At 68.8% G+C, this 24,572-nt stretch carries 18 protein-coding genes; 2 read left to right on the top strand and 16 right to left on the bottom strand.

All coding sequences use genetic code 11. The features are described 5' to 3' along the window. Nucleotides 1–7 precede the first annotated feature (7 nt). The 16 genes from tssK to tssA form a co-directional block, all read right to left on the bottom strand. On the bottom strand, nucleotides 8–1,336 hold the full coding sequence (tssK, locus tag ACOEQ2_RS16820; RefSeq protein ID WP_419729095.1) for a type VI secretion system baseplate subunit TssK: 1,329 nt from the start codon (nucleotides 1,334–1,336) through the stop codon (nucleotides 8–10). A gap of 36 nt (nucleotides 1,337–1,372) precedes the next feature. After that, entirely contained in the window at nucleotides 1,373–3,109 is a 1,737-nt protein-coding gene (gene tagH, locus ACOEQ2_RS16815; RefSeq protein WP_419729094.1) for a type VI secretion system-associated FHA domain protein TagH, read from the bottom strand. A 2-nt stretch (nucleotides 3,110–3,111) separates the two neighbouring features. Beyond that, complete coding sequence (locus ACOEQ2_RS16810) at nucleotides 3,112–3,774, bottom strand: DUF6931 family protein (protein ID WP_419729093.1); 663 nt, start codon at nucleotides 3,772–3,774, stop codon at nucleotides 3,112–3,114. A 5-nt stretch (nucleotides 3,775–3,779) separates the two neighbouring features. After that, complete coding sequence (locus tag ACOEQ2_RS16805; RefSeq protein WP_419729092.1) at nucleotides 3,780–5,720, bottom strand: type VI secretion system Vgr family protein; 1,941 nt, start codon at nucleotides 5,718–5,720, stop codon at nucleotides 3,780–3,782. Between the two features lie 142 nt (nucleotides 5,721–5,862). Then, nucleotides 5,863–7,533: a protein kinase domain-containing protein gene (locus tag ACOEQ2_RS16800; RefSeq protein WP_419729091.1), complete on the bottom strand. Its 1,671-nt coding sequence runs from the start codon at nucleotides 7,531–7,533 to the stop codon at nucleotides 5,863–5,865. Then, nucleotides 7,526–8,461 (bottom strand): c-type heme family protein, encoded by a 936-nt coding sequence (locus ACOEQ2_RS16795; protein WP_419729090.1) that lies wholly within the window; start codon nucleotides 8,459–8,461, stop codon nucleotides 7,526–7,528. Before ACOEQ2_RS16795 ends, ACOEQ2_RS16800 begins: the two co-directional genes overlap by 8 nt. Continuing rightward, a complete protein-coding gene (locus tag ACOEQ2_RS16790) occupies nucleotides 8,458–9,885 on the bottom strand; it encodes a peptidoglycan-binding protein (protein ID WP_419729089.1) in 1,428 nt (475 codons plus the stop codon). The genes ACOEQ2_RS16795 and ACOEQ2_RS16790 overlap by 4 nt, the downstream gene beginning before the upstream one ends. Nucleotides 9,886–9,924: 39 nt before the next feature. Next, nucleotides 9,925–11,424, bottom strand: coding sequence for a class I SAM-dependent methyltransferase (locus tag ACOEQ2_RS16785; protein WP_419729088.1), 1,500 nt, complete (start codon nucleotides 11,422–11,424; stop codon nucleotides 9,925–9,927). Continuing rightward, the gene (tssG, locus tag ACOEQ2_RS16780; protein ID WP_419729087.1) at nucleotides 11,421–12,677 is read right to left on the bottom strand and encodes a type VI secretion system baseplate subunit TssG; all 1,257 of its coding nucleotides are present in this window, start codon (nucleotides 12,675–12,677) and stop codon (nucleotides 11,421–11,423) included. The genes ACOEQ2_RS16785 and tssG overlap by 4 nt, the downstream gene beginning before the upstream one ends. Beyond that, the gene (gene tssF, locus ACOEQ2_RS16775; protein ID WP_419729086.1) at nucleotides 12,674–14,521 is read right to left on the bottom strand and encodes a type VI secretion system baseplate subunit TssF; all 1,848 of its coding nucleotides are present in this window, start codon (nucleotides 14,519–14,521) and stop codon (nucleotides 12,674–12,676) included. Before tssF ends, tssG begins: the two co-directional genes overlap by 4 nt. A gap of 3 nt (nucleotides 14,522–14,524) precedes the next feature. Then, the gene (gene tssE, locus ACOEQ2_RS16770) at nucleotides 14,525–15,091 is read right to left on the bottom strand and encodes a type VI secretion system baseplate subunit TssE (RefSeq protein ID WP_419729085.1); all 567 of its coding nucleotides are present in this window, start codon (nucleotides 15,089–15,091) and stop codon (nucleotides 14,525–14,527) included. Nucleotides 15,092–15,107: 16 nt separating this feature from the next. Further along, nucleotides 15,108–15,962: a type VI secretion system accessory protein TagJ gene (locus ACOEQ2_RS16765; RefSeq protein WP_419729084.1), complete on the bottom strand. Its 855-nt coding sequence runs from the start codon at nucleotides 15,960–15,962 to the stop codon at nucleotides 15,108–15,110. A 75-nt stretch (nucleotides 15,963–16,037) separates the two neighbouring features. Further along, on the bottom strand, nucleotides 16,038–17,624 hold the full coding sequence (gene tssC, locus ACOEQ2_RS16760; RefSeq protein ID WP_419729083.1) for a type VI secretion system contractile sheath large subunit: 1,587 nt from the start codon (nucleotides 17,622–17,624) through the stop codon (nucleotides 16,038–16,040). 14 nt (nucleotides 17,625–17,638) lie between these two features. After that, entirely contained in the window at nucleotides 17,639–19,126 is a 1,488-nt protein-coding gene (gene tssC, locus ACOEQ2_RS16755; RefSeq protein WP_419729082.1) for a type VI secretion system contractile sheath large subunit, read from the bottom strand. 3 nt (nucleotides 19,127–19,129) lie between these two features. Next, nucleotides 19,130–19,729 carry a type VI secretion system contractile sheath small subunit gene (gene tssB, locus ACOEQ2_RS16750; protein WP_419729081.1) on the bottom strand — a complete coding sequence of 200 codons (600 nt, stop codon included), beginning with the start codon at nucleotides 19,727–19,729 and terminating at the stop codon, nucleotides 19,130–19,132. A 148-nt stretch (nucleotides 19,730–19,877) separates the two neighbouring features. After that, the gene (tssA, locus tag ACOEQ2_RS16745; protein WP_419729080.1) at nucleotides 19,878–21,011 is read right to left on the bottom strand and encodes a type VI secretion system protein TssA; all 1,134 of its coding nucleotides are present in this window, start codon (nucleotides 21,009–21,011) and stop codon (nucleotides 19,878–19,880) included. Nucleotides 21,012–21,219: 208 nt separating this feature from the next. Here tssA and tssH point away from each other — a divergent pair, with 208 nt between their 5' ends. Together tssH and ACOEQ2_RS16735 are read left to right on the top strand one after the other, a co-directional pair. Continuing rightward, nucleotides 21,220–23,943 carry a type VI secretion system ATPase TssH gene (gene tssH / locus ACOEQ2_RS16740; protein ID WP_419729079.1) on the top strand — a complete coding sequence of 908 codons (2,724 nt, stop codon included), beginning with the start codon at nucleotides 21,220–21,222 and terminating at the stop codon, nucleotides 23,941–23,943. 22 nt (nucleotides 23,944–23,965) lie between these two features. Next, nucleotides 23,966–24,442, top strand: a complete 477-nt coding sequence (locus tag ACOEQ2_RS16735; RefSeq protein ID WP_419729078.1) for an Hcp family type VI secretion system effector — start codon at nucleotides 23,966–23,968, stop codon at nucleotides 24,440–24,442. Nucleotides 24,443–24,572 lie beyond the last annotated feature (130 nt).

The following is a 24,572-nucleotide window of genomic DNA, read 5'->3' as shown; positions in this document are numbered from 1 at the left end:
CCGCGGCTCAGCTGCGGATCGCCCAGAGCTCGATCGTCAGCCCCGGATAGTCGCCCGAGACATGAACCGCAAACCCGCCCGACGCCGCCATCTGCTGCCAGTGCCGCGAATTCCGGTCGAGCTCGAAGTAGGACGCGCCGGCGTAGAACGGCATCTGCCGTGGCGCCACCGGAAGCGCCCTGAGCCCGATGCCCGGCAACGCCACGTTGACCAGCTCGCGGATATGCTCGACCGCACCGATTTTCACCGTCGACGGGAACAGCCGGCGCAGGTTCTCGGTCGGCATCTCCGCCTGCACCGCCAGCACGAAGTTCGCCGACGCCAGCAGGCTGCGATCGGTGATGGCGCCGACGCGCACGCCATGCCGGCGCTCCTGCAGCGGGATCATCACCGCCGTCTGCTCGAGCACCGCCGACAGCGAGCGACGGATATCGGCCAGCACCGGCGCGAAGGAGCGCTGCAGGTCGGCCTGCTGGTACGGGGGGTACGTGCTCGGACGCCGGCGCTGGTCGGTGAAGGTCGAGAGCTCGCCGGCCATCTGCAGCAGCGCGCGGTAGAGCTCCTCGGGATGCAGGTTGCCGGCATCGGCATGGTGCGCCATCACCACCTGCCAGCCATTCACCGCCTGCAGCAGCAGGAAATCCGCGATCTCGGCGCTGCCCTTGTGGCCGGGCGCGGTCAGCCGGGCGGCCACCGCCTCGCCACGCTGGTTCAGCATGCCGGCGAGCTCCACCGGGATCGCCGCCAGCGGGGCCACCGCCGAGCACAGCAGCGCCGGTGGGATCCAGCGCGGATCGAGCACCACGCGCCGGTCCGACATCACCTCGGTGATGCGCGCCACCGGCAGGCAGAGATAGCCTTCGCGGTCGTCGGTATCGAGCATGTAGCGCAGCCTGAGCCGGCCGACCTGCAACTCGGCCGGCTGGCTCACTCCCGATTGCGTGTCGTATGCTTCGAAGGCGCGCGGCCGGTAGCGGCCCTCGTCGCGGGTGGCCGTCGCCATCTCCAGCGCGCCGGCCTGGCGGACCGGCAAAGCGAGGTGGATCAGCACGTTGCGCGCGGTATCCGGGACCTCGAACGGCGCCGGCAAGTCGGCCTCGCCCGGGATCTGGAACGGGGTGCCGTCCTCGAACAGCCCGGCCCCGCCATCCAGCGCAAAGCGGCCGGCATTGAGCAGGTCGCGGGCAATTCCGAGGCTGCTCACCCCCCAGGGATGCGGCCGCAGATGTGCCAGGCTGGCCCGCAGCTGGGTTTCCGCCCAGCGATCCTGCTGCTGGAAATGCTGTGCGCGCAGGAACATGCCCTCCTGCCACGCGACGCGATTGGTCCAGCTCACGCGGTCTCTCCTGCAGCGCGCGGCCGCCCGCCACACCTATCCATTGCTGCGCATCCGCGACCGGCCAGCGGACCGGGGCGCCTCCAGCGCCTGCTCCGGCGCCGTCTCGATCTCGGCCATCGCGCGCTCGTAGGCACGGGCGAACGCCTTGCCGAACACGCTGTCGAAATCATCCGACAGCGCCTCGACCACCTGCTTGTGCTGCGTCTCGAACGCCGTCCAGCCGCGCGCCCGCCGCCACACCGCAAGGCTGTCCATCGGATGATGCCCGACCTGGTCCATCAGCCGCTTCGGCTCGAGGCGCGCCAGCAGATCGCGCACCGCCTCCTGCATCGCGGTGGTCATGGCGATCTCGTGCAGCCGCATGTCGCGCAGGCTGTCGGCGATCGCGGCTTCCGGCGACACGTCGCTGCGGCGGCCGAGATTGAGCAATGCCGCGAGCGCGTCCTCGTCGTCGGCGGAGAACTTCAGCGGGTTGTTGCCGCTGGCCCGGATCATCGTCTGCTCGATGCGGAACTCGCCCTTGATCGAGGCGCGGCCGATCATGATCCGGCGGATGCCATGCACGACCGCCCGGAACGCGCCGCCGAGCGATCGCAGCGTCGCCAGGGAGACCGCCTCGCCCGGCATCGCGGCAGGAATTACGCCGGCACCCTCGAGAAACGCTGCGAAGCCGGCCTCGCCACCCGCCGACGCAGCCGGATCGGCCGGGCGACCCGGTCGCTGCGCCGGCGGCTGCACCAGGACCGGCGCCGGCGCGGTGGCCCTGTCGTTCTGGAAACCGTGAGCTGTGGACGACGACACTTCCGGGGTCGACGGGGATGGCGCCACCGAGGGAGGGGCAGCCGGCGGCGGGGCGACCACCGGTTCCAGCTCCGGCAGCGGCGCAGGCGCCACCGCAGAGGCCGGATGATCGGGCAGCACGGGCGCCGCTTCCGGTGGAGCCTCAGGCAGCGTCGCCTGCCAATCCGGCGCTGCAAGCGGTGGGTGAGACACGGGCTCCGGTGACAGGGCGAGCGGATCGGCGGCCGGCGCCGGGGGAACGACGGGCGGCGGCTCGGCTGCCGGAGCGGTCCGGGCAGCAGGCTGCAGCGGCGTCTCGTCGTCCCAGTCGTCGGGCAGCAGATCGGCGGAGGTGCGCGGCGGCGTGTAGCGCGCATCGAGGAAGGCGCGGTCCTGCACCACCGGCGCGTTGTCCCGCAGCTCGTCGGCCGGTGCGAGCGGATCATAATCGTCGGGCAGCCCGATCTGGTGGCCGGTCGCCAGGCCGAGCGGATCGTGCGGCGAAGGCGGGAACGGGTCGCCGAGGAGCCGGTCATCCGAATACGCCGCCGCACCGGTCGCCCCGCCGCCGGTGGCACGGGGGCCAATCGGACCGGGATCGGGATCGCCGTGCAGGTCCGGATGCAGCCCATCATGCGCATCCTCCGCCTCTCCTCCCGGCGGATACATCGGCTCCTCGGCGGCCTGGATCGAGACCTCCATCTCGTAGGCGCCGAGCAGGATGCGGTCGCCGTCGCGCAGTCCGCGCGGGGCTTCGCGGATCGGATCGATGTCGTGGTTGAGGTAGGTGCCGTTGGTGCTGGTGTCGGCGATCTGCCAGCCGGACGCACCGAGGCTCAGCACGCAGTGGCGCTTGGAGAGGAAGCGGTCCGGATCGGGCAGCACCCAGTCGTTCTTCTGGTCGCGGCCGATGGAGAATTCGGTGCCGCTGATCGTGCGGGTTTCCGGCGGAACACCGGTCGGGCAGCGCAGGACACTGAGCGTCAGCATGGTCAGTTCTCCGTCTCTGCCCCGGAACCGGGACCGGGACCTGCACCGGAACCGGCTCCGATCCGTCCGGCGCCACCGGCGGCGATGTCGCGCGCACTTTGCAGGAACGCGTGCACACGCAAGGCGCGAGCATGTACCGGACCGCGCACGGCGGCCATCCGAACCGCGTTCTCGACGCTGCGACCCTGCTGCGCGCGCGCTGTTTCCGCCGTCACCGGCATGGCGTCCGCCGCACCGGTCCAGAACGCCGCCATCGCCGCCATCGCTTCCGGGGACTGGAATTTCGCCTGGTGGGCGAGCCGGTAGGCGCGTGCGCGCGCCGCATCGCCCGGGCTGCGCACCCAATCCTCGGCCGCGTGCCCGGCTGCGGAGTCGGCGTCGAGCGCGGCCGCGGGTGCCGTGGAGCGGGCGCACATGCAGGCCCACCAGACCGCCTCGCGCGGCGGCAGCGCATGGGCCGACAGGCAGAGTGCCGCGTCGGTCTCCGCCGCCCGCTCGAGACGGTCCAGCAGAACCAGCGAGGAGGGCCGGTCACGCAGCATGGGCGAGGCCGGCACCAGTTTCAGCCGTTGCTGCAGCCAGGCGGCCGGCATCTGGCGCAGCTTGTGCGGCACCGGGGCGCGGTCCGACAGGGGCAAGCTGGACGATCTCGACAGATCACTCATGACGATCACACGTCGGAGGCGGCGAGCGCCGTCATGCTGGCCTCGATGACGGCAGATTCAGTTTCCACCTCTTCCGGATTGGGCACCACCGGCACCGTCGAGAAGATCAGCGGCGCGTCGAGCAATACCATCGCCGCGGACTCCACGTTCACGACACTGGCGCCGGTCAGCGACATGACCGCGTCTGCCACGATGTTCACCGTCATGCCGTTGATCAGGATGCCCTCGGGCGTGATCCGGATGGTGTTCTCCGCCACCCGGAAGGTGATGCCGAGCGCAGCCTCGATGGTGACGTGGCCGGTCTCGCTGGCCAGGCTGTGGTTGCGCGTGACCATTACGGTTTCGTCGCGCTTGACCGTCACCATGCGGTCGCGATCGACGGTCAGGCGCTGGTCGTTCTCGACCTCGGTCGTGTAGTCCTTCTGCGCATGCACGAAGAGCAGTTCCTCGCCCTTCTTGTCGTCGACCGACCACTCGGAATAATCCTGCGTGCCGCCATGCAACGTCGAGCGGCTGCGGAAACCCTGCTTCGTTTGCTGGCCCGGGATCTCGAACACCGGCATCTGGTTCTGGTTGTAGAACGAGCCCACCACCACCGGCGAGTCCGGGTCGCCGTCCATGAAACTGACCGCGACCTCGCTGCCGACCCGCGGCAGATGCTGCCAGCCCCAGGTGTTGCCCGACCAGGGCTGCATCACACGCACCCACGTCGCCATCCCGGCGACCGTATCCTTGCGCCGGTCGAACATCAGCCGCACCTTGATGCGACCGTATTTATCGGCGTGGATTTCCTCGCCGTCGTTGCCGATCACGATGCCCGAGAAAATGCCGGTCATCGCCGGCCTGGTGTTGCGCGCGGGCTCCCGCCAATTGGTTTTCTGCAGGAAGCAGCTGAAGCTGTTCTCGTAATGCGGCCGTTGCGCGCCGCCGATCCAGGTATCGTCGCTGGCCTCGTGACGCACCGACTGCAGCGCGTAATCGATGCCCTCGGCCTCGGTGAACGGATCCTTCGCCAGGGTGAAGCGGCGTCCCGGCATGAATTCCTGGTCGTAGCCATGGCCATGACACAGCGAGGCGGCGGCTTCCGCATTCTCGATGCGGTATTTCGCACGGTCGCCGGCGATCTTGTTGTCGGTGGTGAGTGCCGGCCAGTTGAACACGTCGCGGGTCGCGGCGCCGGGCGTCGATTGCGTGGTGGTCTGGGTGCCGATGATCGGCGTGTTCGGCCGGGTCGGATCGTAATCCTGCAGCTTCACCTCACCATGCGCGGTCGACAGCGCCTCGCCCCACTGGTCGAACACGTCGATATTGTTGCCCTCGTGGATCACCCAGTGCGGCGGTTTCGACACCGGCTTGAAGCTCTGGTTGCGGTCGGTGACCACCAGCGTATGCGTGCTCTTGGTGTGCTCGAAAATATAGAACCAGCCGCTCTCCTGCATCAGCCGATGCACGAAGGCGAGGTCGGTCTCGTTGTACTGCGTGGTGTATTCCCGCACCGGCTTGTCGCCATAGATGCGGAACTCCACCGGCTGGATGGAATGCTCGGAGAATATCGTCTGCAGGATGTCCTGCGCCGTCTTGTTCTGGAATATCCGGCAATCCTCGGTCTGGCCCAGGAACCATAGCCGCGGCACCACATCCAGCCGGTACATCCAGCGCGAGCGCTGCGCCTGGCCGATCGCACTCATCGACCGCACGATGCCGTTGAAGAACCGATCCGCACCCGGCTGCTTGCGAACGGTCAGTCCCACCGGCTGATACACGAGCTCGTCCGGATCGATGCTGCGCGTGGTCGAAACGACGGTGATCGACACCTCGAACGGCCGGCTGATTTCCTCCTGCGCGTGCAGGCCGACACCATGCAGTACGCTTTCCTGGAACGGCAGGCTGTCATCGCCGAGCGGCGACGTCAGCAGCAACAGGGCCTGAAGCTGTCCACCAGACATCGTCAGTAATTTCTCCGTTGCGGTGGTGACCCGTCTCGGATGTTGATCATGACATCAACCCGGCCGCACCGCCATATTTCGCACTCGAAGCGGCCACCGACGAATGGCCGGTGGCCGGATACCGGCGCTGTCCGGTGCATTTTCATTCCGAGAATCCGAGCAGCGCGCGAAACGTCATCCGCTCCGAGTCCCGGGGTATGAAATTTTCGCACAGGTTTGCCAGTGACGCGCGATCATGCGCGCGCACCACCGCCCGGCGCACCACCTGTGGCGCGATCGGGCCGATCACCTGGGCAAGTGCCGCGATGGTGCGCCGGATGTCCTCCTCGGTGAGCAGCCGCTGTGGCTGCGGGCTCGGAGGGATCACTGGCATCGCGGGCGCAATCCCGGCGGACGACGCATCCGCATGCGGCAACACCGGCGCCGCGTCGGCCGCACGCAGCGCCGGCTCGGGTTGCGGCGTCGGCTCCTCGGCACTCGGGCCGGGTGCGGGCGGTTCGACGACCGGCGGCTTCAACAGCCCCTGCGCCTCGAGCAGGAACCCTTCCCGCTCCCTGGCATCCGGAATGCCGCCCGACAGCAGGTCGCAGAACATGTCCGGCGATCGTGCCTCGCGCAGCGACTGGCGGACATACACACGCGCCATCGGCCCGACCCGCAGCGCCAGGCGCCGGATGATGGTGTCCACCAGCGCCGGGTCGAGATCGAAGCCCGGGCGGCCAGTGCCCGAGATGCCCGTACCCAGGCTGCCAGTGGCCGAGCTGCCGGTCCGGGAGCCGCCGGTCCCGGACGTGCTCGTGGCGGCGAGATCGCCCCAGCCCGACGGCACCGGCTTCTGGATCGGCACCTTGATCGTGTCGAGGTCCGGATCGGCGTCGGGTGGCTCGGCGACCGAGCCCGTCGGGATGCTCACGCCCGACACCGCCGTCGGCATCGCGTCGAGCGGCGGCGGCACCGAACGCAGGGCGGCGGCGAATTCGAGCGCGTCGGCAAACCGGTCGGCGGGTTTCTTGGCCAGCGCCTTGTCGAGGATCTCGCTCAGATGCAGCGGCAGGTCCGGGCGCAGCTCGAGCAGGCTCTGGTGCGGCTGGTTGACCAGCTTGAAGATCGTCTCGGTGTAGCTGATGCCCTGGAACGGACGCTCGCCGGCGAGCAACTCGTAGAGGATGCTGCCGAGCGAGAACAGGTCGCTGCGGCTGTCGATCGGATCGCCGGTGCATTGCTCCGGCGACATGTAGCTCGGCGTGCCGATCATCAGCGGTGCGGCGGTGAGCTCGGTGCTGGCCAGCCGCGAGATGCCGAAATCGGTGACCTTGAGCCGCGCCTGCCGGGTCAGCAGGATGTTTGCCGGCTTGATGTCACGATGCACGATGCCGAAGCGGTGCGCATAATCCAGCGCGTCGAGCACCTGCAGCGCGATATGCACCGCTTCCTGCATGGATAACTTGGTGCCGCGCGCCACCGCCTGGTTGAGCCCGACGCCGTCGATATATTCCATGACGAGGTACGGGTTGCCCTCGAACAGCGCGAAATCGTAGATGCCGACGATATTGGCGTGCATGCAGCGGCCAGCGATCTTGGCCTCGTTGCGGAAACGTTCCAGATAGGCATCGCGCTCGTCGCCGTCGAGCAGGTCGGCGCGCACCAGCTTGATCGCGACCGACCGGTCGATCTCCGGATCATGGCCACGATACACGACACCCATCGCGCCGCGCCCCAGCAGCGACTGGATCTCGAAGCGCCCGATGCGCGGCGGAAGCTCGGCACTCCTCACGCTGGCCGCCCCACCCCGGGTGACCCCCGCCTCAGTCACCGAGCATCTTCATGGCGTTCTCGAGGCTGCGGCGCATGCGGTTGAACGAGGTCGCGAGCGAGCCGATCTCGTCCTTTGCGCCAACCTCGAACTCGGGTGCGGTGAAGTCCCCGAGGCTGACCCGGTCGGCAATCTCGGTGATGTGGCGCACCGGCCGGATGATCACCGCATTCAGCAGCAGGTTGACCAGCCCGAGCATCACCGCGAACACCACCACCAGCCAGCCCACAGTGACCAGCGTCAGGTGGTTGGCCCGTTGCAGCGCGTAGGTTTCCGGCACCGAGACGATGGTCGCGCCGACGATGTCGCCAATGTGCCAGCCGAAGCCGTTCTTCGAGCCGTACACGTCGAGCTGGGTGGTGGGTGCTGCCTCCGGCGTCGAGTGGCACGACAGGCAGGACTGTTCCGTCACCTTGATCGGCAACGCGTAGGACAACACCTGGCCGCCTTCGCCAGCGCTCCCGACCCCACCATGCGCCTTCCCGTCCTGACCCACCTGGACCTGGCTTTGGCTGACCAGCCTGGTGAGGGTCGGGTCGTCGCGGAAGCGCTGGATGATCGCCGCCTCCCAGGGTGCCGGAAGATCCGACGGGTTGGTCGGGTTGGTGGTCGCCTGGTGGAAGATGTAGTCGGGGAAGTCGCGGGTCAGCAGCCGAAAGCTTTCGGCCGCCGCAAAGAACGGGATCGCCTGCGGCAGGAACTGCACCTTCATCTGCTCGGCGAGCAGCGGCGCCACCTCGCTGTCGGTGTAGTGGATGGTGGCACGCGCCTCGCCCATCATCACCCGCGCCTGTTCGAGCTGCGACTGGGTTGCGGTCTCGACGCTGATCCGATGCACGAAGAACGCCGCCAGCAGCAGCCCGACGACGAAGGTCGCCAGCATCACCAGGTTGAATTTCAGGCGCAGGCTCATCGAACCGGGACTCACTTCTTGGGCTCCAGGCTCGACATCTCCTGATAGGTCAGGAAGCCGGTCGCCGGATGGCCGAGCGACTTCTGGTAGGCACTGACCGCCCCCTGCGTCGCCGGGTCGGTATGGCCGGTGACGTCGCCCTTCATCAGGCCGCGTGCCACCAGCGCCACCTGGATGCGCCGGATGGTCGGCGATCCGCCATCATCGGGAGGCGGCGGCGGCCGGACATGCGGCTTGCGCGGCGGCACCAGGCTGATCGGCTTGGAATCCCCCGCACCGGGCGCCGGGTGCGGTCCGGTACTCGCGACCGGCGTGCCGGTGGCGGGAGTGCCGGGGATTGCCGGAGACGGCGCGCTGTCCGCCGCGTGCGCGCTGGCCGTGGCCGCAGGCACACCCTGCGACGTGCCCGGGGTCGGCGCCGATGCGGCGTCCGATCCGGCGGCACCGGCCTTAGTCGGCAACGCCGAATGGTCCGGCCCGGGCGTTGCGGGTGCGGTCGCCTCCCCAGGGCCCGCCGTTCCCGGGCTCGCAGACCCCGAACTTGCAACGCCCGGACTTGCGGCGGCGTCGGCCTGACCCGCCGGACCCGGAACTGTCGGTGCGGACGGCGACGGCCCGGCAGCACTCGGCGCAGGCGAGGTCGCAGTCGAGGCCGTCGGTGCGGGGGGCGTCGCGGCCGGATGCGGGGTCGCGCCGGCGACGGGCTCGGAGAAGTTGTGCCAGTCCTTCGAGGTCGAGACCGCGCTGGCGAAGGCACCGATCAGCGACGCGCCGGCGGCGGCAGGCTCCAGTGCCACCGCCAAATGCGTGTCCGGCGCGGTCTCCTCACGCAGCGACTGGATCCCCGAGGTGACGGCCGCCGCGTTGCCCGGACCGGGAGGGACATGCAGCTCGGCCACGAACAGCGATGCGTGGCGGGCCAGGATGCGGGACACGGTGCGGGCGATCAGCGCCCGACGCGGCAGGTCAGCCGGCTGCACGTCGGCAACGTCGGCGGGGAGCAGGAACAGCTTGTCGGCATCGGCCATCGCATAGCCGCAATACGCCACCACCACATGCCCGGACAGTGACAGGTCTGCGGCAAAATGCCCGATCGCCGCGCGCAGGGCCGGACCGGGTGCATCCATTACCTCCGTCACATCGTCGCCCTGGCCGCGCAGCCGATCGCCGAGGTCGCGCAGCGCCGGCTCGCAATCCGGCAGGGCGGGCAGCGATGCGGACCGGCCGTTGCCGATCAGCAGCGCCGAACCGGTCGATGCCGCGGATGCGGACGGGACGACCGGAGCGTCAGCCGCCTGCGCCGCGCCAGTTGCCGTGGCGATCAGCGGCGACAGGAGAGTGGCGGCAAGCAGAGCGCGACGCAGCACGCCGGCTGTATCGGCGGCAAACGCGGTTGGGCGGATCGTCGCACCCCGGCGCGATTTCTCGATGAACGTCATAACGTGACCTTATGCCAGCCTGATCAACGTCGGAAGCCGTTACAAGATCGATCGCATTTGCAGGACTTCGTCAGCCTCAGGCGGAATACCCGGGATACCGGCGTGACGCCATGTCGGCAGCCTCGCATCGACCGGCGGTGCGGCGTCACCGGGCGGGCCGGCCGCCTGCACAGCCGCGACCAAGGCGTCCGGAGCGCAGGCCAGACCGGCCCCGAGACGCGTGCTCGCCAGGCCGCATTGCCCGGTCTCGCCTGATGGCCCGGGCTCGTCGGCCGTGATGCGCCCGGCGATCGCGCGGTTCAGCCTCCCGGCCGCGGATCCGGCGCTGTCCACGGACGCCTCCGGCCGCGTCACCACCATCGCCTGGCCCGAGCCCACCAGCATGCCGACCAGGTCGATCGCCCGACCGACGCCGCCCTGACCCTGGCCTGCCGCCGCCGCGATCGACAGCAGGTCACCGACCCGACGCGGCCCCTCACCCAGCGCCTGCACCACCGGCCGGAAGAACTCGGGGGTCAGCGTCGCCGTGCCACTGGCGGTCTTCAGCGCATAGACGATCTCGTCCGGCAGCCGGGTCAGGCACACTGTCAGCTCGGCCAGCGCCTGCTCCTGGGCCTCGCGCGACATCCGGCGGGCGCCCCGCACATACACGTCATCCCGCAAGGCGCGCTGCATGCAGATGTCGCGGGTCAGTTCGCGCAGCCGCGGCTCGTCGATGCGGTCGCAGATTGCGCGCTGCGCGTCGGTCAGCACCAGCTCGGGGAAATTCTCCAGCAGCACCGCCGATCCGACATGGTCGAGCCGCGCCGGCGCCAGCGCGTCGAGCACGTCGGCATGGAAGCAGGGCCGCCAGCTCCGGTTCATGTATTCGTGGCTGACATAGCCGGGCGCCAGGCCGCGCGCCCGGTCGATCAGCCCGGACACGTAGGGCGTGTTGAGGTGCGCGGCACCGGCCGAACGCAGCGCCTGCACCAGCTCGAGCGCACCCGCCGCACGATGGTCGCTGCGCCCGCCGATGCGGTCGCCGGCCTCGATCAGCAGCCGCTGCAGCCCGATCGCCTCCTGCCAGGCCGGCAGCGCGTTGTAGCTCAGATGCAGCAGCCCGCCGGCGCGCAGCCGGGCTGCCAGGATCCGCACCAGGCCGTCCCGCACCGGATCGGCGACCCAGCTCCAGAACCCGTGCGCGCTGGCGACATCGATCTCCGGCAGCAGCGACGCATCGAAACTCGCGAGGTCGGCCTCGATGAACTCGACATTGCCGATCCCGGCTTCGGTTGCGATCTCGCGCGCCTCGGCGACGTGGGCCGGCAGCAGGTCGATGCCGATCACACGCCAGCCGGGGTTGCTCGCTGCCAGGCAGAGTGCCGTCCGCCCGCGGCCACAGCCGACCTCGACATAGGTGAGGTCGTCGCGTCGCGCCGGCAGTGGGGCGTGGACGCGGTTCAGCAGACAGGCCAGCCCCAGCTGCGATGGCGCCTGGTAGGCGTGATAGCTGGCGGTGTAGGGCACATCGGCGACGTAGCCGTGGCTCCAGCTCATGCGTGCCCCGCCCCGATCTGCGCCACACCGACCTGCGCCACACCGGCCTGCGCCACACCGGCCTGCGCCACCTCGACCTGCTCGGCCTCGAACAGCGCCTCGTCGGCGTCCCCGGTGCGCGCGCCGGCCGAGCCCAGCCAGCTGTTCCAGCCGAGCTGCGGCGGCGTATCCCCTGACATCTGCAGTGGCGGCACCGCATCCCCGGCCAGGATCGGGTTCACCGCGAACGCCGTCTCGAATCCGAGATACGCCCGCACCAGCGCCACCAGGCGCTGCAGCAGCCGACCGGACGGCAGCATGGCGCGGAACTGCTCCCGGTCCAGCGGGCCCACTTTCAGGATGATGCGCGACTGCACGTCCCAGCACCGTTCGCCGGCCGAGGCGTCGACGCCCAGCTGGTTGAAGGAGGGTGTGGCGCCACCGTTCGACAGCGTGACCGGCAGGGCGGAGCGCTCTTCCAGGGCGACGGGCAACCAGCTACCGGCGAACTGCTCGATCTCCACGGGTTGGCCGAGCCAGTCGGACAGGATCGCCTGCAACCGGTCGGCGGATCGCGGGCGGGTGGCGAACTGGCCGGCGAAATGCAGCACCGGCTCCGGCTCCACGCCGAGGCGCGACACTAGGTTCGCGGTGCCGAAACCGCCGAGTGCCAGCAGCAGCGCCGCGAACGGGTCCGCCGGCCGGGCAGCGTCGGACTTGCCCGCACCCTCCAGCCTGGCGGCGGCGGCGGCGCGGTGCGGGCGGTACTTGATGCCGGCATCGGCGAACTGCGCCACCGGGCGCTGCGCCAGCACGTCGAGGAACGCCGCCAGTGCCGGCGAGCGACGGCGCTGCTCGGTCACCACCTGCTCGGTATAGGGCCGCGGCAGCACGCCGGAGGGTCCGGTCAGCCCGATCGGCGTCACCGTGGCGACGAAGCCGGCGCGACGCTTCTCCACCGACAGCACGTCGGAGCCGGGGAACGCGAAGCCGACCGGGGCGTGGAACTGCGTCGCCTGCCCAGGGTCACGACGGCCGGACGCCTGCATCAGCACCATGACCGCGGCGTCGAAGGAGAAGCGCTGCGGCTGCTGCATCAGCCGGTCGAGCAGGCTGCGCCGCGCGCGCGGAATACGCCGGGCGGCCACCGGCGCTGCAAGCACGACCGGCGGCAGCATCAGCGTCGGATCGGGATCGGCCGGCTCCTCGAACACGTCCGGATCGGCATCCGAAATTGCCCCCGGCGCCGCCTCGGGGGTCAGCTGCCCACTCACAACAGTACCCGCGCGCCCGCGCGTGGCGGGAAACGTGCGACCAGTCCCGGCCGGCCCTGCAGGGACACGCTGGTGCGCACGAACGAATTGACCGTGGCGTGCAGCGCCAGGAACCGGTCCAGCACGCTGGCCAGCAGGAACAGCCCGGCGCTCTCCCAGATCCGCGGGTCGAACTCGAGCGTGACATCGAGGCCGCGGCAGAATGCGCCCGGCCGCGCACCCGGCACCCTCGCCGTGCCGCCTGCCGAGGACACCCCGACCAGGCCGCTGATCGCCGCCCGGGTCTCGGCGCTGTCATGCAGGTCGTACAGCCGCAGCACGTCGCGCAGGCTCTCGGCACCGGCCGGACCGCCGACCACCGACAGATGGCTCAGTGACAGATGCGAGATCAGCCGCCAGGCCCGGCTGTCATGCAGCTGGGCGCGCAGCGAAGCGGTCGGCGGGACCAGGCACTCGACCGACTGCACCCCGCCCAGCCCGTCCGACAGATGCAGCCGCGGCTGGCCGTTGCCGAACGGCAGCAGCGCCGGCAGGTCGCGGTTGCTGCACAGCGCATCGATCGACAGCACCGCATCCGCCGGCCGCTCGACCGACAGGTCGGGATCCATCGGCGCCAGATACAGCTCGGTGCCGCCCAAGGACGGCGCACCCGGACGGCGTACCACGTTGTAGAAACCGGCAGCCGGCGCATCGCCCTGGCCGGTCACGCGATCCTCGGCGAAATCGTGCGGCGCGTGCCGATAGAACGGACGCCAGGGTCGCGACGAGCCGTCACCGTGCAGCTCGCGGACCCGCTCGACGCTCCAGATCTCGAGCCCGCGCGGTCGCCGATGGTCGGCGGCGATATGATATTCGGTGTCCTCGTGGGTGAGCGCCACCGGCTCGCAGCGGGTCTCGAACAGGTTCACGATCGGCACGCAGCCCAGCGCCACCGCATCCGGCCGCAGCGAACGTTCCAGTTCCGGCATGGCACGATCGAGATAGATGAAGATCTCGAGACGGTTGCTGGCGTGCAGCATGGTGCGGGCATCGAGCCCGGCCAGGTCGATGAACAGGAACTTCTCGGGCAGCGCGAAATACTCGGTCAGCAGCCGGAAGCCGGAAAACGAGCGCGCCGACCAGGGATACAGCGCCTCGTCGGGCGCGAACCCCGCCGGCTGGATCACCGAAGCCGGCAGCAGCGTCGGCGAAACGTCGTTCGGGCCATCCGCACAGGCAACGCCGACGCCGTTGCGGCAGACCAGCTCGTACAGCGCGAGGCTCTGCTCGATCGGGCCGCGAAGGTACAGCCGGAGCCGGTCGATCTCGAGGTCGGCGAAAACCGTGTCGGGGCTGGCGGTCTCCAGCACGATGCGCAGGCTGGAGCGGACCTGGCGCGCCTGCGGATTGACCGGAGCGGCAAGCGGGAGCCCGGTCAGGCGCACGCTGGTGACACGGATCGGCCAGAGCGTGGCATCGGACGTGGTGGTGAAGCGGCAGGGCTCGCCCTCCACCGGCTCGGTCTCGATGGCAGTCCCACGCGGCACCTGCACCGGCACCTTCAGGTCGGGCTGGCACACCAGCTGCACGACCGAAGCCGGCGGCACCGGCGCCAGGTAGTGCGGATACAGCACGCCGAGCAGCGCGTCGGTGAGCTCGGGGAACTCGTCGTCGAGGCGGCGATGCACGCGGCCCGACAGGAACGCGACACCCTCCAGCAGCCGCCCGACATGCGGATCGTCGACCGCGTCGGTGCCCATCCGCAGCCGGCCGGCAGCCTTCGGATTGGCTTCCGCGAACTGCACCGCGAGCTCGCGCAGGGCGGCCAGTTCCCGGTTGTAGTAGGGCAGCAGATCGTCGGACATCGGCTAGCGGTCGCCGGCGGGGGGTGTGCCGGCCAGGGTCGGCTGCTGCGCCTGGCCATGCGCGCCCTGCAGGTGCAGCACCATCTCCGAGGTCGCGGCATTGATCGTGGTGTCGAAGGCGATCGGCGCCACCACCGGCTCGACCCGCAACAGGGCCTCGATCCGCAGTCGCAACGTGCTGCGCAGCCGGTCCGGCTCGTCCACCAGCCGGACATGGACCTGCGACAGCCGCGGCTCGAAGCGCCTGATCGTGGTCTCGATCTCCTCGCGCAGGATCTCGCGCTCCTCGCGACGGTTGAGCGCGCCGGAGGTGAAATTCGGGAGGCCATATTGCCGGCCGGAGCTGCGCAGGGCGGTCAGGCCGGGCGGCACCGACGCCCAGGGTCGTTGCGCGTTGAGCAACCCCTCGAGGTCGCGATGCACCGACATCCTGAGTGCCGCCAACTCGTCGATGCGCACCGGTCCCTGGCCGATGCCCGGATGCAACCCGCTTTCCGTGTCGAGCAGCCGGTCGAACACCGAGCTCTGCAGCCGGCGGGTGGTCTCGCGCGCGACCGGAAGGCGCTGCATCCTCACCGGAGCTGCCTCATCCGAATACGAGGCTGCCGAGATCCTGCGCGGCCAAGCCCTCCTCGCCGACCAGGAACAGCCGCTGCCCGCGACCGGTCACCAGCGCCTCGCCGCTCCAGTCGGTGGTCTGGCCGAGACGCAGCGCTTCCTCCGCGGTATCCGGCGCCTGGTCGGAGACCGATGTGGATACGATCCCGGCATAGATCGCGGGCATGTACACGTCGCCGTCGGGGCCGTCGCGCACCGTCATGCTGACACGGCGCCAGAACAGGTCGCGCGGGCGTTTCGGCGGATGGAACACCGCGTCCTCGAGGCGATCGGTGGGCATCCAGAAATACCGGCCGGTGACCGTCAGCACCTCGACGAAGCTCGCACACAGATCGTTGGCGTCGCGGAAATCATCGAAGCCGGTGGCCTCGTGCGTGCCCGGGACCCGCGGCCGGATCGCCTCCGCCTCCGCCGCCGCCTCGGCTGCCCCGGCCTGGTCGTTCTCACGCAACAACGTGAGCGCCTTCAGCGACAGGCCCAGCGCCGGGCTTGCATCGCCGATGAACTCCGGCACCCGCCCCTCCTGCCAGGTCTGGCGGCGGGCGATCTCGCCGCGCAGCAGGTGCCGGAACTCCGACGCCACCAGCCCGACCGACGGATCGATCGCCTCGGCAGCGGCGAGCACCGTGTCGGCGCGCTCGAAACGTCCGGTGAACAGCAGCAGCTCGGCGAGCAGCAGGCGGTTCGCGATGGCATTCGGACTACTGCGCACCGCCTCGTTCGCGGCGGTGATCGACGCCTCCAGGTGACCCGCACGGAACAGCGCGCCGGGGGTGCGGGCGGACCCATCCGTGGTGCCGGCATCGATCTGGTCTGGGCTCATGATTGCGGTATTCCCGTCGATTGCAGGGTTCGAGTCAATCGGAAACGAAACGCCAGGAGAACGGCCGGGCCAGGGTCAGGTTCGCGAGCCATGTGCGGTCAACTCGGTGACGAGCCGGAACGAGGCCTCGATGTCGTCGAGCTGGTAATGCGGCTGCAGATGGATGACGCAGCCGAACGATCCCGGACGATCCGGGTGTTCGCGCACGCTGATCTGGCTGGCAACCAGCGGATGCCGCGCCCGGCTTTCCGGACCGGCGCGGGTGCTGCCGTTGGTGTAGTGCGACAGCCAGCCCTGCAGCCGCCGCTCGATTTCGCCCGCGGTCAGCATCGAGCCGACCATCTCGCGCCCCATCACCTTCAGGTAATGCGCGAACCGCGACACGCAGAGCATCGAGTTGATCTGCGACGAGAGGCGCGCATTGGCGCCGGCGGCCGCGGTGTCGCGCACGCTGCGCTCCTGGTAGGCCGGCGCCTGCATGCTGCGCACCGAACTGAACGCTGCCTCGTTGCCGTGCGGCAGGCGGTTCAGCGGGATCAGCCCGGCATCGACCAGCAGCCGCTCCTGCCCGTCGGTGAGCACCAGGTCGAGCGCCTGCCGGCACCAGCCGCGCGCGCGATCGGTGCCGAACGGCTCGAGCACCAGGTCCGGCACCAGGCCGCCGCCGACGCGATCCGGATCGACGCCGCGGATGTCGGCCGGCCACTGGAACTGCGTCTGCGCGCGCACCACCACCGAGGCGAATGCGTAGCAGCCGACCGACCAGGTACGTTCGCGCGGACCGGGCGCGTATTCGGCGTAGCGGAAGCCGTCCTGGCGCGCGGGATCCGCCGTCCAGGGCGGCCGCGCCAGCACCCGCGGCATGGTGATGCAGAGGAACCGGCTGTCCTCGCGCGTCGAGAGCGTGCGCCAGCGGACGTGGTCGTCGTCACGCAGGGCCGTGGTGGGATCGAACGACAAGGCGAGCTCGCCGAACATGTCGACGCCGAGCAACTCGGGGGCGGCGGCGACGACCGTGGGTGCGAACGCGGCCGCGGCAATGGCGGCGAGCGAGGCCAGGGCCGCGACATCGTCGACCGATGGCGGGTCCTGGATGCGGCGGCGCGGCGGCCGGTGGCGCATCTCGTGGTCGATCACCAGCAGCCCGAACGGTTCGCCGCCGGCGCGGCCGAGCTCGTTCTCGTAGATCATCCGGAACAACGCGCTCTGGTCGAACTCGAGTGCCCGATCGAGATCGCGGCAGATCTCGCGCCAGGTCACCGACAGCACCCGGACATGCACCGGCACCGAGGCATCGAGCCCGTCGACCAGCCAGGCCAGCCCGCGCCATGAGCCCTCGAAGCGCTGGAAACGGGTGTCGTGCAGGATGGCGTCGAGCTGCTCGGCGATGAGCTGGTCGATCAGCGCGATGTCGCGGTCGATCAATCCGCGAATGTCATCTGCCGGGCTGCATCGACCAGGATCACGCCCTGGGGATGCCATCGACGCCAGTTGCCGGGGGCCGAACCAGTCGGACAATCCGTCCAGGCCACCGCGCAGGAAACGGCCGAGCCGGTTGGCGACCGCGACCGTATCGGGCCCGGTGAAGCCGCCTTCCAGCACCGCGTCCCTGAGCGAAAGGCCGCCCGTCGCAGATGCGAGGGCGGCCTCTGCGGCGATCATGGAGTTTTCCGGGATCAGGCCTTTTCCGGAATCCGCGCGACCATGCGCAGGCTGGTGGTGAGTTCCTCCATCTGCAGCCAGGGACGCATATAGGCGATCGCGTTGTAGGCACCCGGACGACCCGGAATTTCGCGCACCTCGACCCGGGCCTCGCGCAGCGGATATTTCGCCTTGCCCTCGGCGCCGGCATTCTCGTTGGTGTTGACGTAGTTCAGGATCCAGCGGTTCAGCCAGATCTCGCAATTCTCGGCTTCCATGAACGAGCCGATCTTGTCGCGCGCCATCACCTTCAGATAATGCGCGAACCGGCTGGTCGCCATGATGTAGGGCAGCCGCGCCGAAATACGGGCATTGGCGCTCGCGTCCGGACGATCATATTCCTTCGATTTCTGCGCCGTCTGGCCGCCGAAGAACACCGCGTAATCGTGGTTCTTGTAGTGGCACAGCGGCAGGAAGCCGAGATTGGACAGCTCGTATTCGCGCCGGTCGGTGATACCGATCTCGGTCGGGCACTTGGCGTCCATGTCGCCGTCATCGGACTGGAAGATGTGCGTCGGCAGGTTGTCGACCTTGCCGCCACCCTCGGCACCGCGGATGGCGGTGCAGAAGCCGTGCTTGGCGAACGCATCGGTCAGGCGCGCGCCCATCACGTAGGCGGCGTTCATCCAGCAATACTGGTCGTGCGGCATCGCGACCGGCTTGCGGGCGACGTCGAGCGGCGCCTCCTCGTACTCGAATTCCTCGATCGGCTTGGTCGCGGCACCATACGGCAGGCGCGCCACAACGCGCGGCATCACCAGGGCTACGAACCGGCTATCCTCGCTATCCCGGAAGCCGCGCCATTTCTGATACTCGACGGTGTCGAAGATCTTGGCGAGATCACGCGGCTTGGAGAGCTCGGTCCAGCTGTCGAACCCGAACATGCCGGCGCCGGCGGCGGAAATGAACGGCGCGAACGCGGCCGCGCTGACGTTGGAGATCAGCCGCAGCGTCTCGACGTCGTCCGGGTGGTTGCCCCACTCGTAGTCGCCGATCAGCGCGCCGTACGGCTCGCCACCGGGCGTGCCGAACTCGTTCTCGTAGATCTTGCGGAACATCAGGCTCTGGTCGAACTCGACCACGCGCGTGAGGTCGCGGTTCAATTCGCGCTTGGTCGAATTCAGCACCCTGATTTTCATCATGGTGCCGGTTTCGCTGTTCATGACGAAATAATGCAGACCGCGCCACGAGCCTTCCAGCTTCAGGAAGCGCGGATCATGGATGATCTCGTTTAGCTGCGCCGAAAGCTTGTCGTCGATCGCGGCGATCGCCCGCTCGATGGTGCGGTTCAGGTTGCGGTCGAACTTGATGGTGCCGGCCTCGGCCTGCTCGACCAGGGCCCGCACCAGCTCCTGGGCCCGATCGGGCTCGGTCTGCCTGGTCGCGGAAACGACCTGGCTCAGCAGGTCGGTGGTCTCGACGGTCTTGGGCGCACCGGAGTCCGGTGAGGTGGTCTGCGACATCGATCAGGCCTCGCTCTTCGTGCCGAGCTGGCTGGACACCTGCTTGAGGTCCTCGCCGTGCTTGAGAATCTGCTCGAGCAGCGCTTCCAGTTCCTCGGAACGGTCGGCCTTGCTCATCAGGTCGCGCAGCTTGTTGCGGGTCTCCAACAGCGCGCGCAGCGGCGGCACCTGGTCGAGCACCCGCGCCGGCTCAAAATCCTCGATCGAGTTGAACTTCAGCGAAACGGCGATCTCGGTGCCGTCATCGACCAGCTTGTTCGGCACGACGAGGTTGAGGCCAGGAGTCAGGCGGGTCATCACCTCGTCGAAATTATCGCGGTCGATCTGGATGAATTTCCGTTCCGCCAGCGGCCGCAGCGGCTGCGTCGGATCGCCGGAAAAATCGCCCATGACGCCGACCACGAAGGGCAGCTCGCGAACGACCTCGGCACCCTCGGTCTCGACCTCATAGGTGATATGGACGCGCGGACGGCGCACCCGCTTCAGCTTGTCATGAATGCTTCCGCTCATCGGAGCCCCTTCCTTGTCGCCGTCAACGCACCGTCCACCGACTGTGCCAGAATGTCGAAACTGGCTCCAGGTCGCACAGATCAGGAGGTCCAATGCCAGACGCATGCGCCGGCGAGCACGCTACCCGGGGCCTGAGCGCCCAATTCAGCCTAAGCGCCGCGTGGGGCAACGGTCAATGCTGAGACGCGGGCGGCCCAATCCTGACCGTATCAGAAATAATCGTAAGATCGTTACGTGACAATCATCCTGCATCCGGACGAATTCCCAGTTGCGACAGGATGACGGCGCGCGCACCCGGGTCGGGCACGAGCTCGCCGAGCAGCTCCGGCCACGACATCCTTGCCCGCCGCACCGCCTCGTCGAGCGTGTAGGCGAGCGGCGAGTGCGGCTCGTGGGTGCGAAAGAACTCGGCCACCTCCAGCAAGGTCGCCAGCATGCCCTCGCGGGTCGGGCGCTTCGGGCTCGCGCGAACGCCTTCTCCGGTCGCCTGCTCGTCGCCCGCCTCGGCCGCGCCCTCGGGGCCGTCACCCACCGCCTCCGGAGCTTCGCCGGTCTGCGCCGACCGGAGCTGCGCCAAGCGGTCCGGAACGTAGCGTTCGGCGATCCGGATCATCTTCTCGAGCAGGCCGGAGACCCGTGTCGATGGCGGCGCATCGCGGCCGGCAACCTCGGCCAGCGCGGTCTCCAGGCCGCGCCAGGCCACCAGCGTCGCGTCCGCCTCGTGACCGGTTGCGGCAAGTTTTGCTGCCCCGATGGTCCGCGCGGCCTCCTCCAGATCGCGGAACGGCAGCACGCCCGAGGCCAGTTTCTGCTTCTTCTTGGCCGCCTCGCCGATGCCCTCGACCTCCTCGGCGCGCTCGAAACGCCACAGCGTCACGGCGCTTTGGTCGGCGTAGTCGAACAGCACCAGCTTGCGCAGCGGCTGCATCAGGGTACCGTCATTGCCGACGCCGTTCAGCCCGGCGACCGGCGTGGTGCGGCCCTCGAGCCCGTCCTCGTCGGGGCCGGGATACAGCCCCTGGTTCCAGTATCCACGCACCAGGCCGGTGATCAGGACGGCACCCTGGGTCAGGCCGGCCAGCCCGCGCTGACGCACCAGCGCCTCCGCGAGCCAGGCGGCGACCTCGATGTCCTTGCCGATCCCGGAGAGGATGGTGAGCGCATGGTCGCGGACCGCGTTCCAGGCGGTGGGGGTTCCCGTGTCGCCGCCGTCGTGATCGCCGTTGCGCTCGATCTGGCGAGCCTCGGCGCGTGCGTCACGCAGCCGGAAATACACCGATTGCGGCGAGACGTCGGTGCGCGGATCGGTGCCGGCAGGGTTATCCTCGGAGATCGGGCGGAGCAGCGCGTCGATATCGATGGCCGGTAGCGTCAAGAGCGTTCATATCCGAGTTGCCCGGGCGGACGCGCCGGGCGGGTGCCAGGAAAGAAAACGACAAGAAGAAGACAAGTGCCGGACCGGTAATTTCAGGTCCACCGGCTTGCTGGACAGGTGGCTTACGAGAACCTAACGTTACGACCATGACGTCAAGCACCCCCCGGTGCAAGACTGCCGGTCCAGGATTGGGCAAGCCGGAGACTGCATGGCCGCCATCGACCTCTCCCTGCTCGTCGCACGGCTGGACGCAACCTGCCGACGTGCCCTGGAAGCGGCGGCGGGCCTCACGCTCTCCCGCACACACTATAATGTCGAGATCGAGCACTGGCTGCTGCAGCTGATCGGCACCTCCGGCAGCGATATTCCGCTGCTGCTGGCCCGAGCCAATCTCGACGAGGGCCGCCTTGCCGCGGAGTTGCAGGCGACACTCGACGGCATGAAGACCGGCAACGGCCGCGCGCCGGCGCTGTCGCCCGAGATCGTGGCACTGATGAAACAGGCCTGGCTGCTGGCCTCGGTCGAGCGCGGCGCCGGGGCGATCCGCTCGGCCGACCTGCTGATGGCGCTGCTTACCGACGAGGATCTGTCGCAGGGCCTGCGTCGCACCCTGCCCCGGCTGTTCCGGCTCGAGAGCGCCATCGATCGCGCCGATCTGCCGCGGCTGCTGCGTGACAGCTGCGAATCCCGAGAGACGGCAAGCGCCTTCGGTAGCGGCGCGGCGGCGGCTGGCAGCGCGGCGGCTGGCGGGGCGCCGGATGCAGCCGGCTCGGCGGACAGCCCACCCCGGCAGGGATCGCCCTCGCTCGCTCAATATACTGTCGACCTGACCGCACAGGCGCGCGCCGGCCGCATCGACCCGATCCTCGGGCGCGATCCGGAAATCCGCCAGCTGATCGATATCCTGACCCGGCGGCGGCAGAACAATCCGATCCTGGTCGGCGAGGCCGGCGTCGGCAAGACCGCGGTGGTGGAGGGCCTGGCGCTTCGGATCGCCCAGGCCGATATCCCGCCGGCCCTCGCCGATGTGAGCATCCGCACGCTCGATCTCGGGCTCCTGCAGGCCGGCGCCGGCGTCAAGGGCGAGTTCGAGAACCGGCTGAAGGCGGTGATCCGCGAGGTGCAGGCGAGCCCGACGCCGGTGATATTGTTCATCGACGAGGCGCACACCCTGATCGGCGCCGGCGGCAGCGCCGGATCGGGCGACGCCGCCAACCTGCTGAAGCCGGCGCTGGCACGCGGCGAGCTGCGCTGCATCGCCGCGACCACGTGGGCGGAATACAAGAAGTATTTCGAGAAGGACGCAGCCCTGACCAGGCGCTTCCAGCCGGTGGTGATCGCCGAGCCGGACGAGGCGACCGCGATCTCGATGATCCGCGGCCTGGTCGCCACGCTGGAGCAGCATCACGGCATCCCGATCCTCGACGAGGCGGTGGAGGCGGCGGTCAGGCTGTCGGCACGCTACATCCCGAGCCGGCAGCTGCCGGACAAGGCGGTGAGCCTGATCGATACCGCCTGCGCGCGCGTCGCGATGAGCCAGTCCGCCGCACCCCCTGCGGTGGAGGACGCGGCGCGGCGGCTCGGGCTGATCGATGCGGAGCGCCGCAGCCTGCACCGGGAGGACGCCCTCGGTGCCGCGCATCATGACCGGGTGTCGGCGCTGAACGCCGAGCACGAGACGGTATCGGCGCGGCATACCGGGCTGGTCGAGCGCTGGCACGCCGAGCGCGAGGTGGTGGTGGCGCTGCAGGATCTGCGGACGCGCATGCTGAGCCCGGTGGCCGGACCGGCCGATGACGGGATCGAGGCGGGGGACGAGCTGTCGGACACGCCGCAGGACCGGGCCGCACTCCGCACCGATTATGCCGAGCAGCGCAAGCGGCTGCAGGCGTTGCAGGGCGAGCAGCCGCTGGTGTTTCCGGTGGTCGATGCGCAGGCGGTGGCCGAGATCGTCGCCGCCTGGACCGGAATTCCCACCGGGCGCATGCAGTCCGACGAGATCCGCACCATCCTGGACCTGCAGGCGGCGATGGGGCGTCGCATCGTCGGCCAGGATCACGCGCTGGCGGCGGTGGCGCAGGCGATCCGCACCTCCCGCGCCGGGCTGACCGATCCGCGCAAGCCGATCGGCGTGTTCCTGATGATCGGCACTTCGGGCACCGGCAAGACCGAGACGGCACTCACCCTGGCCGAGCTGCTGTATGGCGGCGAGCAGAACCTCACCGTCATCAACATGAGCGAGTTCAAGGAGGAGCATAAGGTCAGCCTGCTCATGGGCAGCCCGCCGGGCTATGTCGGATACGGCGAGGGCGGCGTGCTGACCGAAGCGGTACGACGCCGGCCGTATTCGGTGATCCTGCTCGACGAGATGGAAAAAGCGCATCCCGGCGTGCAGGACGTTTTCTACCAGGTGTTCGACAAGGGACAGATGAAGGACGGCGAAGGCCGCGACATCGACTTCAAGAATACTGTCATCATCATGACATCGAATGCGGGTAGCGATGTCCTGACGCAGTTGTATGCTGACCCCGAAACCGCGCCCGAGGCATCGGCTCTCGCCGAACTGCTGCACGAGCCATTGCTGAAAGTGTTCAAACCGGCGTTTCTCGGACGCACCCGGCTCGTTCCCTACGTGCCGCTGAACGATGAAACGCTCAGGAAAATCGCCGCATTGCAACTCCAACGGATACGGCAGCGTTTCCACGATCGCTACGGTGCCGAACTGGAGTTCGATGCAGCGATCATCGATTTGCTGGCGGCGCGGTGTGCGGAAAGCAGTGCCGGCGCCAGGGCGATCGAGGGGATCCTGTCTGATACGCTGCTTCCCGATCTGGCAACCGCCGTGTTGAGCCGAATGGCCGACGGGGTCCCGATCGAGAGAATACTGGTTCAAGTGGACAAGGTGGGCACCTTTCGTTACTCGCTGACCTGAGGCCCCCGAGAAAGGAGAAAACATGGCAATCTATATGCAGTTTCCCGGCGCACCCGGCGACGTTACCGAAACGGCCCACTCCAACTGGATCGAGTTGCACGGTTTTCAGTGGGGCGTGGGGCGTGGAATTTCCAGCGTCGTCGGCTCGTCGTCCGAGCGTGAGTCCACGGCGCCTTCGATCAGCGAAGTCACCTGCACGAAGGAGAACGACATCTCCACCGGCAAGCTGATGACCCAGGCGTTGTCCGGTCACGGCGCCACGGTTCAGATCGACTTCACCCGCACCTACAAGGAACAGCAGGAGATTTATCTCACGCTGATCCTGACCAACACGATCATCAGCGGCTACTCGCACTCCTCCAGCGGCGATCGCCCGATGGAGAGCATCTCGCTGAACTTCACGAAGGTGCAGTTCACGACCAAGCAGATGGCGCCGGACGGCACCCTCGGCCAGCCCGACCACGTGATCTACGACCTGGCCACCGCCCAGACATCGTAGGCGTCGCAAGCCTGGCGCACGAGTTCCTGGACCTCCAGGAACTCCATCCTTCGGGGGCCGCGTCGTCCGGTGTCGGGCGGCGCGGCAACTCCTTTGCCTTGTGCGATCGCGGCGCGTCAGGAGCCCGAGG

It is taken from the genome of Lichenicola sp. (assembly GCF_965198575.1).
GTDB lineage: Bacteria > Pseudomonadota > Alphaproteobacteria > Acetobacterales > Acetobacteraceae > Lichenicola.
This window is presented reverse-complemented; position numbering and strand designations above follow the sequence as displayed.